Origin of the sequence: Streptomyces sp. NRRL WC-3742 (assembly GCF_000720635.1) — a bacterium.
In the GTDB taxonomy this organism is placed as follows: domain Bacteria; phylum Actinomycetota; class Actinomycetes; order Streptomycetales; family Streptomycetaceae; genus Kitasatospora.
In genome coordinates this window covers 38,633-51,768 of sequence record NZ_JOCF01000009.1, presented here as the reverse complement: position 1 = coordinate 51,768, position 13,136 = coordinate 38,633, and the positions used below count along the sequence as shown (strand labels likewise).

Here is a 13,136-nt window from a genome sequence, read left to right as displayed (position 1 = left end):
AGAGGACCGCCCCGCCATGGACACGTTCGATCTCATCCGACTGCTGCCCGCCGACCACTTCACCACCGCCCTGCACCACGACGTGCGCCAGGGCCTGAGCGCCGCCCCCAAGTGGCTGCCGCCGAAGTGGTTCTACGACGCCCGGGGCAGCGAGCTGTTCGAGGAGATCACCCGGCTGCCGGAGTACTACCCGACCCGCGCCGAACGGGCCATCCTGACCGCCCGGGCCGACGAGATCGCCGCCGCCACCCACGCCCGCACCCTCGTCGAGCTGGGCTCCGGCTCCTCCGAGAAGACCCGGCTGCTGCTCGACGCCCTGCGCGGGCTCGGCACCCTGGAGACGTACGTCCCGGTGGACGTCAGCGAGAGCGCGCTGACGGCGGCCGGCCTCGCCCTCGCCACCGAGTACCCGGGCCTGGCCGTACACGGCGTGCTGGCCGACTTCACCTCACGCCTCGGCGTGCCGCCCGGCGGCGGCCCGCGCCTGGTCGCCTTCCTCGGCGGGACCCTGGGCAACCTGCTGCCCGCCGAGCGCGCGGAGTTCCTGCGCGGCCTGCGCGCCTCCCTCGAGCCGGGTGACGCCCTGCTGCTGGGCACCGACCTGGTCAAGGACCCGGCCGTACTGGTCGCCGCCTACGACGACTCCGCCGGGGTGACGGCCGCGTTCAACCTCAACGTGCTCAACGTCCTCAACCGGGAGCTGGGCGCCGACTTCGACCCGGACGCCTTCGAGCACGTCGCGCTCTGGGACGCCGAACAGGAGTGGATCGAGATGCGGCTGCGCTCGCTGCGCGCCCAGACGGTGAAGATCCCGGCGCTGGACCTGCCGCTGCACTTCGACCGGGGCGAGGAGCTGCGCACCGAGGTGTCGGCCAAGTTCCGCCGGGAGCGGGTGGCCTCGGAGCTGGCCGCCGCGGGACTGCGGCTGGACCACTGGTGGACGGACGAGGAGGGCCGCTTCGGCCTCTCGCTCGCCTCCCCGGCGTAATTTGCTTGTTCACCTTACGAATTCTCGGAGCGGAAATCGACGAACTGACTTACAAGGGTTGAACGATTAGGGGTTACGATCTCCGCTATCCCGCTCAGCGTTGAGTACAGGAGCAGAGATCGTGAGTGTCAGCCAGCAGCCCTCCGGGGCGGTCGAGGCCCCCGCGCCCGGCCGCCTCGGATTCGTCGTCTTCATCACCGCCGCCGCGGCCCTCGGCGGCTTCCTGTTCGGCTACGACAGCTCGGTGATCAACGGCGCCGTCTCCGGGATCCAGCACAGATTCGGGGTCGGCGACGGCGTGACCGGCCTGATCGTCTCCTCCGCCCTGCTCGGCTCGGCGATCGGCGCGGCGCTGGCCGGCCGCTTCGCCGACCGGTACGGCCGCATCAAGGTGATGAAGGCGGGGGCGCTGCTGTTCGCCGTCAGCGCCGTCGGCTCGATGCTGCCGTTCTCCGCCTGGGACCTCGCCCTGTGGCGCGTCCTCGGCGGCGCCGCCATCGGCATCGCCTCGGTGATCGCCCCGACGTACATCGCCGAGGTCGCGCCGACCCGCTACCGGGGCCGCCTGGCCTCCTTCCAGCAGGCCGCGATCGTGCTCGGCATCGCGATATCCCAGCTGGTCAACTGGCTGCTGGCGCAGTCCGCCGGCGGCGACACCCGCGGCCACCTGCTCGGCCTCGAAGCCTGGCAGTGGATGCTCGGCGTCTGCGTCGTGCCGGCCGCCGTCTACTTCGTGCTCGCCTCGGTCATCCCCGAGTCGCCGCGCTACCTGATCCAGGCCGAACGCCTCGACGAGGCCCGCAAGGTGCTCGCCGACGTGGAGGGCGAGGGCGTGGACGCCGACGCGCGGATCGCCGAGATCCAGGGCCTGATCGCCTCCGACCACCGACCGCGCTTCCGCGACCTGCTCGGCGGGCGCTTCGGCCTGCTGCCGATCGTCTGGGTCGGCATCGGCCTGTCGGTCTTCCAGCAGCTGGTCGGCATCAACGTGATCTTCTACTACTCGTCGATCCTGTGGCAGTCCGTCGGCATCGACCAGAACAACTCGCTGCTGATCAGCTTCATCGGCTCGGTCATCAACATCCTCGGCACCGTGATCGCGATCCTGCTCGTCGACCGGATCGGCCGCAAGCCCCTCGCGCTGATCGGCTCGGCCGGCATGGCCGTCTCGCTGGGCGCGGCCGGCTGGGCGTTCTCCTCCGCCACCGGCAGCGGCGGCGACGTGACCCTTCCCGACCTCCAGGGCACCGTCGCGCTGATCGCCGCCAACGCCTTCGTGCTGTTCTTCGCCATGTCCTGGGGCGTGGTGGTCTGGGTGATGCTCGGCGAGATGTTCCCCAACCGGATCCGCGCCGCCGCGCTCTCCGTCGCCGCCTCGGCGCAGTGGATCGCCAACTGGGCGATCACCGTGTCGTTCCCGTCGATGTCGCGGTGGAACCTGTCGGCGACGTACCTGGTCTACGCAGCCTTCGCGGCCCTGTCCATCGTCTTCGTGGCGAAGTTCATGAAGGAGACCAAGGGCATCCGCCTGGAGGACATGGGCTGATCCGACAGTCCGACCGGCCCCGCACCCTAGCGCGATCCGCGCGGGTGCGGGGCCGAATCGTTCACTCTCTGCGGCGGCCCGGACACCTGGGGTACTCCTGTTCGCCAGGAGGGATGAGTCCTTGATCTTCGACCGGCTTCGCACCCGCAGACCCGCCGCCCCCACTGCCCCCACCGGCGGCTGCCCGTACGCCCACGCCCACCCGAGCGCGCCACCCCCGTTCAGCGAGCCCGAGCCGCGGAGCGTCCCGGAGCCCGCGCCCGCAGCGCCGCCGTTCACCGACCCCGAGCAGGCTTCCGAGTTCGTCCGGCGCTTCCACCGGGAGCAGCCCGCCGCCGGAGCACCCGAGGAGCGGCTGCACGCCGTCCTGGACGAGATCGGGCGCACCGGCACCTACGTCCACACCCCCGCCGAACTCGCCTACGGCGCCAGGCTCGCCTGGCGCAACGCCGCCCGCTGCATCGGCCGGCTGTACTGGCGCAGCCTGGTGGTGCGCGACCTGCGCCACCTCTCCTCCGCCGACGACCTGGCCGCCGAGTGCTTCGAGCACCTGCGGCTCGCGGGCAACGGCGGGCGGATCCGCCCGGTGATCTCGGTGTTCGCCCCGGACCGCCCGGGCCGCCCGGCCCCGCGCATCCTCAACCAGCAGCTCGTCCGCTACGCCGGCCACCACGTCGACGGCGCCGTGGTCGGCGACCCGGCGGGCGCCGCGCTCGCGGCCCGCGCCCGCGACCTGGGCTGGAAGTGCGCCGAGGACCGCTTCGAGGTGCTGCCGCTGCTGGTCCAGGAGCGCCCGGGCGAGCGCCCGTCCTGGTACGAGCTGCCGGACGACGCCGCGCTGGAGGTGCCGCTCACCCACCCCGAGCACGCCTGGTTCGCCGAGCTGGGCCTGCGCTGGTACGCGGTGCCCGCGATCAGCGACATGGCGCTGGAGATCGGCGGCGTGCGCTACCCGACCGCGCCCTTCAACGGCTGGTACATGGGCACCGAGATCGGCGCCCGCAACCTCGCCGACGCCGACCGCTACGACATGCTCGCCACCGTCGCCGAGCGCCTGGGCCTGGACACCTCCCACGACCGCACGCTCTGGCGCGACCGGGCGCTCGTGGAGCTCAACCTCGCGGTGCTGCACTCCTTCCAGGAGGCCGGGGTGACGGTGGCCGACCACCACACCGAGTCGCACCGCTTCCTCAAGCACGTCGCCCAGGAGGCGCGGCTGGGGCGGCCCACCCCGGCGGACTGGAGCTGGATCGTTCCTCCGGTCTCGGGCGGGCTGACGCCGGTCTACCACCGCTACTACGACCCGGTGGACCCGTCGCTGCGGCCGGCCTTCGTGGCCCGCGAGCCATGGTGAGTCAGCTGTGCGGGCGGGCGGCGAGGCGCTCGTAGCGCAGCGTCAGCCCGTCCAGCAGCGCCTCCAGTCCGGTCTCGAAGGCGCCCTCGTCGACCGCCCCCCGGTGCCCGGCCAGCCGGTGGGCCTCGCCCAGGTGCGGGTAGTCGGCGGCGTCGTACACCTCGGCGTCGGCGGGGAAGCCGGCCGCGAAGGAGGCGAGCGCGGAGCCGGTGACGAAGTAGCGCATCAGGGCGCCGATCCGGGTGGCCTGGCCGCGCGGCCACCCGGCGCCGACCAGGTGGCCGAAGACCGCGTCGGCCAGGCGCAGCGCGTTCGGCCGGCGCCCGGGGCCCTGGGCGAGGACCGGGACGATGTTGGGGTGGGCGGCCAGTGCGGCGCGGTAGGAGCGGGCCCAGTCGCGCAGCGCCTGCGCCCAGTCCTCGGGCTGCGGGGCGGGCTCGCCGAACATCGACAGGTCGACTTCCCCGATGACGCTGTCCACGACGGCGTCGAGGAGTTCGTCCTTGGTCGCGAAGTGGTTGTAGAGCGAGGGCCCGGTCACCGACAGCTCGGTGGCGAGGCGGCGGGTGGAGAGGGCGGCGAGGCCCTCCTCGTCGATCAGCCGCAGGGCGGCCGTGACGATGCGCTCGCGGTTGAGCAGCGGGGTGCGCGGGCGGGCCATCGAGAGGTTCCTCCGGTCGGGTGGGGTGGGGCCGATTCTGGCAGGTGCCCCCTTCCGCGCGGGGGCCGCCGGGGCTACAGTCACCGTAAAACTTGCAGCGCTAGTTTATCGACCGTCGAGCCGATCGAGGTGGCCCCGCCGTGAACCTGGAGTTGACCGAGGAGCAGAGCGCCGTCCGGGACGTGGCCGCCGCGTTCGTCGACCGCGAGATCGCTCCGTACGCCGGCGCCTGGGACCGCGCCGAGTCCGTGGACCGGGCGGTCGTCGGCAAGCTCGCGAAGCTCGGCTTCCTCGGCCTGACCCTCCCCGAGGAGTACGGCGGCAGCGGTGGTGACCACCTCGCGTACTGCCTGGTGCTGGAGGAGCTGGGGCGCGGCGACTCGGCGGTGCGCGGGATCGTCTCCGTCACCCTCGGACTCGTCGCCAAGTCGATCAATTCCCACGGCACCGGGGAGCAGAAGCGCCACTGGCTGCCCCGGCTCACCTCCGGCGAGGCGCTCGGCTGCTTCGCCCTCACCGAACCCGGCACCGGCTCCGACGCCGCCAACCTCACCACCCGGGCCGAGCGCGACGGCGACCACTGGCTGATCAGCGGCGCCAAGACGTTCATCACCAACGGCACCTGGGCCGACGTCGCCCTGGTCTTCGCCCGCACCGGCGGCGCCGACCCCGCGCTCAGCGGCCACCGGGGCATCACCGCCTTCCTCGTGCCCACCGACCTGCCCGGCTTCGGCCGCACCGAGATCCACGGCAAGCTCGGCCTGCGCGGCCAGGCCACCGCCGAACTCGCCCTCGACCGCGTCCGGGTGCCCGACTCCGCCCGGCTCGGCGAGGTCGGCAAGGGCTTCTCGGTGGCGATGGGCGCCCTGGCCAAGGGCCGGATGTCGGTGGCCGCCGGCTGCGTGGGCATCGCCCGCGCCTGCCTGGAGGCCGCCGTCCGCTACGCCGGGGAGCGCGAGCAGTTCGGAAAGCCCATCGCCGCGCACCAGCTCGTCCAGGAGCTGCTCGCCGGGATCGCCGTCGACGTGGAGGCGGCCCGGCTGCTCACCTGGAAGGTCGCCGACCACATCGAGCGGGGCCTGCCCTTCGCCACCGAGTCCTCGATGGCCAAGCTGTACGCGAGCGAGGCCGCCGTACGGGCCGCGAACAACGCGCTGCAGGTGTTCGGCGGGTACGGCTTCATCGACGAGTACCCCGTCGGCAAGTACCTGCGCGACGCGCGGGTGATGACCCTCTACGAGGGCACCAGCCAGATCCACCAACTGCTCATCGGGCGCGGGCTCACCGGCGTCAGCGCCTTCTGACCCCGTCCCTCCCCGCCTCTCATCGTCTCTCTTCGTCTCTTCGCCTCTCCGACTCTCCGACTCTCTTCGCTTTCGATTAGGAGCACGACGTGCGTCCTGTCTACTTCGCCGCAGCCCGCCGCACACCCATCGGCCGGCTGCGGGGAGCGCTCGCCACCGTCCGGCCGGACGACCTCTCGGCCACCGTGCTGCGCGCCCTGCTCGCCGACCTCCCCGCCCTGGACCCGGCCCGCATCGACGACGTCTACTGGGGCGCCGCCAACCAGGCCGGCGAGGACAACCGCAACGCCGCCCGGATGGCCGTCCTGCTGGCGGGCCTGCCCGAGACCGTCCCGGGCGCCACCGTCAACCGCCTCTGCGCCTCCGGCCTGGAGGCCGTCACCCTCGCTGCCAGGGCCATCGGCTCCGGCGAGGCCGACGTGGTGCTCGCCGGCGGCTGCGAGTCCATGACCCGCGCCCCGTTCGTGCTGCCCCGCCCGGACGAGGCGCTGCCGCACCGCATCGAGACCTACGACACCAGGCTCGGCTGGCGGCTCACCAACCCGAGGATGGCCGAACTGCACGGCGTCCTCAGCATGGGCGAGACCGCCGAGGAGGTGGCCCGCCGCCACGGCATCACCCGCGAACGGCAGGACGCCTTCGCGCTGCGCAGCCACCAGCGGGCCGCCGCCGCCCGCAAGGACGGGCACTTCGACGCCGAGCTGATCCCGGTCGAGCGCCCGGACGGCGTCACCGTCACGCGGGACGAGGGCATCCGGGAGGACACCAGCCTCGCCAAGCTCGCCTCGCTCAAGCCCGCCTTCCGCGCAGGCGGCACCGTCACCGCAGGCAACGCCTCGCCGATGAACGACGGCGCGGCCGGGCTCGTCCTGGTGAGCGAGGAGGCGCTGAACGACCTCGGGCTCCGGCCGCTCGGACGGTACGTGGCCGGCGCCTCGGCCGGGGTGCACCCGGACGTCATGGGGATCGGGCCCGTCCCGGCGACCCGCAAGGTGCTCGGGCGGGCCGGCTGGTCCTTGGCCGACCTGGACAGCGCCGAGCTAAACGAGGCGTTCGCGGCCCAGGCACTGGCCTCGGCGGACGGCATCGGGTTCAGCCCGGAGCAGGCCGAGGAGCTGGTCAACCCCAGCGGCGGGGCGATCGCCCTGGGCCACCCGCTCGGCGGCTCGGGCGCGCGCATCCTCACCACCCTGCTGCACCGGATGAACCGCACCGGCGCGCGGCGCGGGCTGGCCACGATGTGCGTCGGGGTCGGGCAGGGTACGGCCGTGCTGGTCGAGGGCGTCTGAACACCTGACGGCCCGACGGTGGTCCGAGGGACTCGGCAGTGACGGGCATCGCAGTGATCGAGGAAGCAGTGATCGGAGGAAGTGGCATGGCACGTTTCGAGGGCAGGGTCGCCGTGGTGACCGGCGCCGCGCAGGGGATCGGGGCGGCCACCGCCCGCCGGCTCGCCGAGGAGGGGGCGACGGTCGCCGTCCTCGACCTCACCGCCGAGCGGGCGGCGGGGACGGTCGCCGAGATCACGGCCAAGGGCGGCGCCGCGCGCGCCTACGGCTGCGACGTGGCGGACTACGACGAGGTGGAGCGGGTGTTCGCGCAGGTCGCGCAGGACCTCGGCGGGCTGCACATCCTGGTGAACAACGCCGGGATCACCCGGGACAACCTGTTCTTCAGGATGCCCAAGGCCGACTGGGACGCGGTGCTGACGGTCAACCTGACCAGCGCGTACAACTGCAGCCACGTCGCGCAGAAGTACATGGTGGCGCAGAAGTTCGGGAAGATCGTCTCGCTCAGCTCGCGCTCGGCCCTCGGCAACCGGGGCCAGGCCAACTACGCCGCAGCCAAGGCGGGCATCCAGGGGCTCACCGCGACCCTGGCGATCGAGCTGGGGCCGTTCAACGTCAACGTCAACGCGGTGGCGCCCGGGTACATCGCCACCGCGATGACGGCGGCCACCGCCGAGCGGGTCGGCGCCACGGCCGAGGACCACCAGAGCGAGGTCTCGGCCCGTACGCCGCTGCGGCGGGTCGGGCAGCCGGAGGAGATCGCCTCGGTGGTCGCGTTCCTGGCGAGCGAGGACGCCTCGTACGTCAGCGGGCAGACGCTGTACGTCAACGGGGGCGCGCGCTAGTCGTCCGCGCCGGTCGTCCGCACTGGGATCCTGCGCCGGTCGTCCCCGCCCGTCGTCCGCGTCGGCTGGTGTGTCGACCGGAGCAATATTACTGACGTGTCATCATATGGCCGTCCCTCGCGAGCGGTTACCTTCGCGTGGGGCGGCCTTTACCTTTTCGCGTGGCCGAACATGACCATGGTGCTGATCGAACGACCACACCGAATGACTATGGCATGATCATGCGGCGCTCGATGGGATGGCCCAACCGACCCGACCGACCCCGGTCGGGCCCTGCGTCCCAAGGAGTCCCATGGGCAGCCCCGCCACCCTTCGCCGCGCCCTGGCTCTGCTCGCCGTAGGGGCCACCGCCCTCACGGCCGGCACCGTCGCCGTCCCCGCGGCCGGTATCGCGACCGCCGCCCCCACCACGCACGACTACTCGGGCGTCCACGTGCGCCCGGCCTCCTTCGGCCACCACGACGCCCAGGGGCGCGTCGCCCCGCTGAGCACCACCGAGTGCGTCAGCAAGATCGGCATCCACTGCTACTCGCCGCTGCAGTACCGCACCGCCTACAACCTGAACCCCCTCTACAAGGAGGGCGTGACGGGCAAGGGCCGCACGATCGTCATCGTCGACTCCTTCGGCTCGCCGACCATCCAGCACGACCTGGAGGTCTTCGACAAGCAGTGGGGCATCCAGGACACCCAGGTCGAGGTCGTCAAGTGGGGCAACGTCCCCGTCTTCGACCCGAAGAACCCCGACCACACCGGCTGGGCCGGCGAGACCACGCTGGACGTCGAGTACGCCCACGCCATCGCCCCCGACGCCCACATCGTCCTGGTCGAGACCGGTGTCGCCGAGACCGAGGGCACCACGGGCCTGCCCGAGATGATGGACGCCGAGAAGGACCTCATCAAGAAGGGCCGCGGCGACGTCATCTCGCAGAGCTTCGGCGCCACCGAGAACACCTTCCCGGGTTACGACAAGGGCGACTTCAAGTCGCTGACCGACCTGCGCTACGCCTTCAGGGCCGCCGCCGACCGCGGCGTGACCGTGCTCGCCGCCTCCGGCGACAACGGCGCCACCGACGCGCAGTCCAACGGGTCCGACCTGTACCCGTTCAAGGTCAACTCCTGGCCGTCCTCCGACCCGCTGGTCACCTCCATCGGCGGCACCCAGCTCACCCTGGACGACAGCGGCAAGCGCACCGCGGCCGACAAGGTGTGGCACGACAAGTCGGGTGCGGGCGGCGGCGGCGTCTCCGGCATCTTCTCCCGCCCGTGGTACCAGACCGGCGTCGCCAACGTCACCGGCAACCACCGCGGCACGCCCGACATCAGCATGAGCGCGGCCGTCGACGGCGCCGCCTGGACGTACGAGTCCTACGACCCGACCGCGGTCGGCTGGCACCTCACCGGCGGCACCAGCGAGGCCACCCCGCTGTTCTCGGGCATCGTCGCCCTCGCCGACCAGCTCGCCGGCCACCGCATCGGCCAGATCAACGGTCGCCTGTACGGCCTGAGCATGCTCCCGAGCAAGTGGAGCGGCATCGTGGACGTCAAGGAGGGCGACAACGGCTGGAACGGCGTCACCGGCTACAACGCCACCGCGGGCTACGACCTCGCCAGCGGCCTCGGCACCATCGACGGCACCACCTTCGTCCACGCGCTCGCGGGCGACATCCAGGGTGACGAGAACGAGCAGTAGGCCGCAGCCCGTCGGCTCGATGACGGGTAACGCCTGACAGCGAACGGATGACAGATTTCACCATCTGTCATCCGTTCGCTGTTTGCTGTCTTCTGTCTTCTGTTATTCGTTCGCCGACTTTCGTCCGCTGTTACTTGCCCGCCGCCGGGGTGGCGACCAGCTGGGCGAGGTAGCGCTCGGCGGCGCGCAGCTTGCGGCCGTCGGGGCCCGGGAGGTGGGCGCGCAGTTCGATGATCTCGGGGGCGATGCGGACGGCCTCGTCCCGGTCGGTGATCTTGCGCCAGCAGGCTTCGGCGTTGGTCGCCGCCTGCTGGGTCTCCGGGCTGTCGGCGCCGCGCGAGCGCAGCATGGTCAGCGCCACCTCGCGGTAGATGATCGCGGCCTCGCCGAGGCGGCCCGCCAGGCGGCTCACATGGGCCCGGACCTGACGCACCTGCAGGACGGGTTCGGAGACGGCGCCGTGTTCGGCGATCGCCTCCAGCTCGAGGGCGAAGGCGAGGTCGGTGGCGGCCGCGTGGTCGCCGGCGTCGGCGCTGCGGACGATCCGTCCGATCACCTCGCGGTAGTCCTCGCGCGGCTCGGCAGCCGCCGGGGCGGGTGCCTCCTCGGCAGGCGTCTCGTCAGCGGGGACCTCGTCGGAGGGCACCTCGTCAGCGGGCGTCTCGTCAGCGGGGACGGCGTCCGACGGCTCCGGCACGGCATCGGCGGGGACGGCGTCCTGCGGCGCCGGCTCCTCCGGAACCTCGAGCTCCGCCTCCATCTCGGGTGCGGGCTCCGGGAGTTCGGGCTGCTCCTCCGGTTCGGGGCCCGGCTTCGCGAGGGTGACGCCGGCCGTGGGCGCGGCGTCCTCGGGGATCGCGTCGGCCGGGACGGGCTTGTCCAGGGACACCGACTCCGGCGCCCGCACGTCCTCCACCGGGCCCGCCTTCGCGAGGCTGACCGGACGCGACGGCCGGGGCGGGGTCGGCGGCACATGCGCCTTGACCAGGCTCACCGCTTCACCCACAACGCGCGGCCGGGGCGGCAGTGCGACCGGGGCAGGAGCCGAAGCCGGAACGGGTTCAACGACCGCGTCCCGGGGCTCCTCCTGACGTGGCGCCGGGAACGGCGGGGGCGTGAAGGGGACGGGCGCGGGCACCGGCGCCGGGACGGCGTCCGCCACCGGGGCGTCCGCCCGCCGGGCGGTGTTGCGGAACACCGGCCGGTCCTTGGCGTGGGTGGCGAGGATGACCACGTCCGGCCGCAGCACCGAGTACACCTGCTGGCGAAGCTCCTCCGGCGCCAGCACCTCCCCCGCGCCCGGGCGTCCGCCGTGCAGGGCCTCGATCAGGGCCCGGGTGAAGGTGCCGATCTGCTCCGGGTCCGGGCTGACGACCGCCCACAGCGGGATGCCCTCGCTCAACGGCGAGACGGTGCCCTGGAGGTAGGGCCAGGCGTTCTGGTCGGCGCTCAGGTCGGCGATGACGAGGGTCTGCCAGTCGGCGGGTCGGCCGCTCAGCTCGGCGGCGATCGCCTGCCAGGGCAGGCCCTCCTGCCGGGCGTCGCGCAGGGTGAGCTGGAGCTGTCCGCCGCGCTTGTCGGCGACGACGTGCCCGCCCAGGTGCACCAGCAGCGGCCCGGGGTGCAGGGCGGCGGCGCGCAGGTGGGCGAGGACGGTCTGCGGGTCGACGGCGCCGGGCAGGTGGACGGCGTCCACCCCGTCCGCGGCGAGCAGCACCTGCGGGGAGACGGCCGCCAGCATCGCCGACAGCACCGGCGCGTGACCGGCGCCGCCGCGCCCGCCCCAGGTCCGGCGGCCGGAGACGCCGTAGCCGCCCTCGACCACCAGCACGCGCCCGCGCGGCGCGGCCCCGAACCCGCCCGTCACCGTGGCGGTGGGAATCGGCGCGGGGGCCGGGCCCGCGGCGGGCATCCCCGTGAGGGTCCACCCGGTGGGCGGGGCGGTGGGCGGAACGGGGAGCGCGGGCGGCGGCTCGTACAGGGCAGCGGGCCCGGGCGGGTGCTCCTCGGCGAAGGGCGGCGGTACGGCGTCCCAGGGGCCCGAGTCCGAAGCCGGGTCGGGACCTCCGGAAACAGCAGTCGTCTCCGCCATTTTCTGGTCACCGCCCCGCCCCGCCGCTGTCGCGGCGTCTGATGCCCTTGCTGCGTGGTGCCTGCCACCACATTCCCGTTCTCGCCACCCTACGAGATCCCGGCGCGGGGGTTCCAGGCCGGGTGGCCGATCGGCGCGCCGCGCCGCGCTATCGTGCCGTCATGTCCGCCGCCGACGAGCCACTGCTGTTCCTCGACGTCGACGGCCCCCTGATCCCCTTCGGCCCGCCCCCGCCGGGCGGCCGCCCCGACTACCGGGGAGCGCACGGACGTCGGCCGCAGCCGGATGACAACCCCCTGCTCTCGCGGGCGAATCCGGCGCTCGGGCCCCGACTGCTGGGCCTGCCCTGCACCCTGGTCTGGGCGACCACCTGGGAGGACGAGGCCAACGACCGCCTCGCGCCCTGGCTGGGGCTGCCCCGACTGCCCTTCGTCGCCTGGCCGGTGGAGGACGAGGAGGGCCCTGCGGACCTGCACTGGAAGACCCGCCCGCTGCTCGCGTGGGCGGCCGGCCGGCCCTTCGTCTGGGTGGACGACGAGATCACGGACGCCGACCGGCGCTGGGTCCGCGCCCACTCCCCCGCCCGGGCACTGCTCCACCGCGTCGACCCCCAACGCGGCCTCGGGGATGCCGACTTCGCCGACATCGAGGCGTGGCTGCGCTGACCGGGGCCGCCGGTGTCAGTGGTACGGGTGATACTCGGGCGGCGGCGCCGCAGGGGTGTCGCGATACGAGCGGTACGAGGGGAGCGACATGGCCGAGGTGCTGGTCTTCCACCACGCGTACGGGCTGACCGAGGGCGTCCGCGGGTTCGCCGGGCGGCTGCGCGCGGCCGGGCACACCGTGCACACGCCCGACCTGTTCGAGGGGCGGGTGTTCGACGGCCTGGAGGAGGGCGTCGGCTACGCCCAGCAGGCCGGGTTCGCCACGATCGTCGAGCGCGGGAGCGCCGCCGCCCGGGAGTTGCCCGCAGGGCTCGTCTATCTGGGCTTCTCCCTCGGCGTCCTCCCGGCGCAGAAGCTGGCCCAGACCCGGCCCGGCGCCAGGGGCGCGCTGCTGCTCGAAGCCTGCCTCCCCGTCGCGGAGTTCGGCTCGGAGTTCGGTCCGGAACTCGGCGCCTCCTGGCCCGTGGGCGTCCCGGTCCAGGTCCACGGCATGGACGCGGACCCGTTCTTCGCCGGTGAGGGCGACCTGGACGCGGCCCGCGCGCTCGTCGAGGCGGCGCCCGCCGCCGAACTGTTCCTCTACCCGGGCGACCGGCACCTGTTCACCGACCCCGGCCTCCCCTCCTACGAGGAGCGGGCCGCGGCGCAGGTGACCGAGCGGGTGCTCGACTTCCTCGACCGCCTCGATCAGGTCGGGTAGTC

The 13,136-nt window shown here is 73.1% G+C and carries 11 protein-coding genes; 9 read left to right on the top strand and 2 right to left on the bottom strand.

From position 1 onward, the window contains the following. Positions 1-16 precede the first annotated feature (16 nt). The 3 genes from egtD to IH61_RS0107695 all read left to right on the top strand — a co-directional run bounded on the left by egtD (position 17) and on the right by IH61_RS0107695 (position 3,888). Positions 17-988, top strand: a complete 972-nt coding sequence (gene egtD / locus IH61_RS0107705) for an L-histidine N(alpha)-methyltransferase (protein ID WP_031066919.1) — start codon at positions 17-19, stop codon at positions 986-988. Positions 989-1,106: 118 nt separating this feature from the next. Next, positions 1,107-2,534 carry a sugar porter family MFS transporter gene (locus IH61_RS0107700; protein ID WP_031066917.1) on the top strand — a complete coding sequence of 476 codons (1,428 nt, stop codon included), beginning with the start codon at positions 1,107-1,109 and terminating at the stop codon, positions 2,532-2,534. Positions 2,535-2,655: 121 nt separating this feature from the next. Continuing rightward, positions 2,656-3,888, top strand: a complete 1,233-nt coding sequence (locus IH61_RS0107695) for a nitric oxide synthase oxygenase (RefSeq protein WP_234327071.1) — start codon at positions 2,656-2,658, stop codon at positions 3,886-3,888. Between the two features lies 1 nt (position 3,889). On the opposite strand, the gene IH61_RS0107690 is transcribed toward IH61_RS0107695, so the two are convergent. Then, positions 3,890-4,549, bottom strand: a complete 660-nt coding sequence (locus IH61_RS0107690; RefSeq protein ID WP_031066912.1) for a TetR/AcrR family transcriptional regulator — start codon at positions 4,547-4,549, stop codon at positions 3,890-3,892. 140 nt (positions 4,550-4,689) lie between these two features. Here IH61_RS0107690 and IH61_RS0107685 point away from each other — a divergent pair, with 140 nt between their 5' ends. The 4 genes from IH61_RS0107685 (at position 4,690) to IH61_RS0107670 (ending at position 9,677) form a co-directional block, all read left to right on the top strand. Next, a complete protein-coding gene (locus IH61_RS0107685; RefSeq protein WP_031066910.1) occupies positions 4,690-5,853 on the top strand; it encodes an acyl-CoA dehydrogenase family protein in 1,164 nt (387 codons plus the stop codon). Positions 5,854-5,942: 89 nt separating this feature from the next. Then, positions 5,943-7,142, top strand: coding sequence for a thiolase family protein (locus tag IH61_RS0107680; protein ID WP_031066908.1), 1,200 nt, complete (start codon positions 5,943-5,945; stop codon positions 7,140-7,142). 86 nt (positions 7,143-7,228) lie between these two features. Beyond that, positions 7,229-7,987 carry a 3-oxoacyl-ACP reductase FabG gene (fabG, locus tag IH61_RS0107675; protein ID WP_031066906.1) on the top strand — a complete coding sequence of 253 codons (759 nt, stop codon included), beginning with the start codon at positions 7,229-7,231 and terminating at the stop codon, positions 7,985-7,987. A gap of 292 nt (positions 7,988-8,279) precedes the next feature. Further along, positions 8,280-9,677, top strand: a complete 1,398-nt coding sequence (locus tag IH61_RS0107670) for a S53 family peptidase (protein ID WP_037971894.1) — start codon at positions 8,280-8,282, stop codon at positions 9,675-9,677. 130 nt (positions 9,678-9,807) lie between these two features. Here the strand turns inward: IH61_RS0107670 and IH61_RS46800 are convergent, their stop codons facing one another. Next, positions 9,808-11,769, bottom strand: a complete 1,962-nt coding sequence (locus tag IH61_RS46800; protein ID WP_158844768.1) for a hypothetical protein — start codon at positions 11,767-11,769, stop codon at positions 9,808-9,810. 161 nt (positions 11,770-11,930) lie between these two features. Between IH61_RS46800 and IH61_RS0107660 the strand changes: the two genes are divergently transcribed. Both IH61_RS0107660 and IH61_RS0107655 read left to right on the top strand, forming a co-directional pair. Then, positions 11,931-12,434: an HAD domain-containing protein gene (locus IH61_RS0107660; RefSeq protein ID WP_031066895.1), complete on the top strand. Its 504-nt coding sequence runs from the start codon at positions 11,931-11,933 to the stop codon at positions 12,432-12,434. 88 nt (positions 12,435-12,522) lie between these two features. Next, positions 12,523-13,134 (top strand): dienelactone hydrolase family protein, encoded by a 612-nt coding sequence (locus IH61_RS0107655; RefSeq protein ID WP_031066892.1) that lies wholly within the window; start codon positions 12,523-12,525, stop codon positions 13,132-13,134. The last annotated feature ends 2 nt before the right edge of the window (positions 13,135-13,136 follow it).